The sequence below is a fragment of the Rhizobacter sp. genome, assembly GCF_035702065.1.
GTDB lineage: Bacteria > Pseudomonadota > Gammaproteobacteria > Burkholderiales > Burkholderiaceae_C > Rhizobacter.
This window is the reverse complement of the sequence record NZ_DASSRA010000077.1, coordinates 1-2,260: the sequence shown is the minus strand read 5'-3', so window position 1 is coordinate 2,260 and position 2,260 is coordinate 1. Positions and strand designations below refer to the sequence as shown.

Below are 2,260 nucleotides of genomic sequence, written 5' to 3'. Positions count from 1 at the left end.
GACGTTGGTGAGGCCCATGTCGTTGCGCACACGTTTCAGGGCCTCGCACTCCATCGAGAAGGCGTCGCCGAACCCGTCGCTCACGTAGCGCGAGGCGCCACGGAAGCCGAGCCTGGGGTTCTCTTCCTCGGGTTCGTCGCGCGAGCCGCCGATCAGCTTGCGGTACTCGTTGCTCTTGAAGTCGGACAGCCGCACGATCACCGGCTTGGGCCAGAAGGCCGCGGCAATGGTGGCCACGCCCTCGACCAGCTTGTCGACGTAGAAGGCGCGCGGCGAGGCGTGTCCGCGGGCCACCGATTCCACCGCCTTCTTGAGGTCGATGTCGATGTTCGGGTAGTCGAGGATCGCCTTGGGGTGGACGCCGATGTTGTTGTTGATGATGAACTCGAGCCGCGCCAGGCCCACGCCGCTGTTGGGCATCTGCGCGAAGTCGAATGCGAGCTGCGGGTTGCCCACGTTCATCATGATCTTGATCGGGCAGTACGGCAGCTCGCCGCGCTCGACTTCGGTGATCTCGGTTTCGAGCAGGCCGTCGTAGATGTAGCCGGTGTCGCCTTCGGAGCAGGCCACGGTGACCAGTGCGCCGTCCTTCAGGGTGTCGGTCGCGTCGCCGCAGCCCACCACCGCCGGGATGCCCAGCTCGCGGGCGATGATGGCGGCGTGGCAGGTGCGACCGCCGCGGTTGGTGACGATCGCGGAAGCGCGCTTCATCACCGGCTCCCAGTTGGGGTCGGTCATGTCGGTGACCAGCACGTCACCCGGCTGGACGCTGTCCATCTCGGCCAGGCTGTGCACGATGCGCACGGGGCCGGTGCCGATCTTCTGGCCGATGGCGCGGCCCTCGGCCAGCACCGTGCCCGTGCCTTTGAGCTTGTAGCGCTGCTCGGCCTTGCCTTCCTGCTGGCTCTTCACCGTCTCGGGTCGGGCCTGCAGGATGTAGAGCTTGCCGTCCACGCCGTCCTTGCCCCATTCGATGTCCATCGAGCGGCCGTAGTGCTGCTCGATGATGAGGGCGTACTGCGCGAGTTCGGTCACGTCGGCATCGCTGAGCGAGTAGCGGTTGCGCTGCTCCGTGGCCGTGTCGACGGTCTTCACGAGCTTGCCGCTGGTCGCCTTCTCTTCCGGCGTGGCGAATTCCATCTTGATCAGCTTGGAACCCAGGTTGCGCCGAATCACCGCTGCCTTGCCGGCCTTGAGCGAGGCCTTGTGGACGTAGAACTCGTCGGGGTTCACGGCGCCCTGCACCACCGTCTCGCCCAGGCCGTAGCTGGAGGTGATGAAGACCACCTCCTTGAAGCCGCTCTCGGTGTCCATGGTGAACATCACGCCGGCCGAGCCGAGGTCGGAGCGCACCATGCGTTGCACGCCGGCCGACAGCGCCACGTCGGTGTGGGCAAAGCCCTTGTGCACCCGGTAGCTGATGGCGCGGTCGTTGTAGAGGCTGGCGAACACCTCCTTCATCTTGTGCAGCACGTCGTCGATGCCGACCACGTTGAGGAAGGTCTCCTGCTGGCCGGCGAAGCTGGCGTCGGGAAGGTCTTCGGCGGTGGCCGAGGAGCGCACCGCGAACGAGGCGCCGGGGCTGCTGGCGGTGAGCTTGGCGAACTCGGCCGTGATGGCGGCCTGAAGGTCGGCCGGGAACGGCGTTTCCTCCACCCACTTGCGGATCTCGGCTCCCGCTTGCGCCAATGCACGCACGTCTTCCGTGTTGAGTGCGGACAGGCGTGCGTTGATCTTGTCGGCCAGGCCGTCGTGCGCCAGAAACTGGCGGAACGCATGCGCCGTGGTGGCAAAGCCGCCCGGAACGCGAACGCCCGAGGCGGCCAGCTGGCTGATCATTTCGCCGAGGGAGGCGTTCTTGCCGCCGACCGACTCGACGTCGGTCATCCTCAGGTGTTCAAACGGCACGACCAGGGCGGTCGCCAGGTTTGTGGGTGACATGGGAAAGCTCCGTGATGTTGCAAAACCGGGGGTTCCCAGTGAGGACGCGAGCCGAAATGCGGCTCAAGCGTGTGCTGCGCGGCCCGCTGCGCGATGCATTCTTGTGAGGGAGCGGGCGGCTGCATGGCTGGTGACTGGGAGAAGTCGAATCGATTCTACGAGCGATTTGCCTATGATCGGGCACCACATGACTTTGGCCCACCCCCATGCCAAACCGCACTGTCTACTTCGTCTCGGATGGCACCGGCATCACGGCCGAGACCTTCGGCAACTCCATCCTGGCGCAGTTTCCGGGCAAGCCACGTCATGTGCGCCGGCC

At 65.8% G+C, this 2,260-nt stretch carries 2 protein-coding genes; one reads left to right on the top strand and one right to left on the bottom strand.

Annotation, left to right across the window (positions count from 1 at the left end; translation table 11 throughout):
* Positions 1 to 1,941: phosphoenolpyruvate synthase (gene ppsA / locus VFL64_RS03680; RefSeq protein ID WP_489539031.1), on the bottom strand; the 1,941-nt coding region annotated here is incomplete at its 3' end.
* Positions 1,942 to 2,147: 206 nt separating this feature from the next.
* On the opposite strand from ppsA, the gene VFL64_RS03675 reads away from it, so the two are divergent.
* Positions 2,148 to 2,260 (top strand): kinase/pyrophosphorylase (locus tag VFL64_RS03675; protein WP_489539032.1); only part of this gene is annotated, 113 nt, incomplete at its 3' end.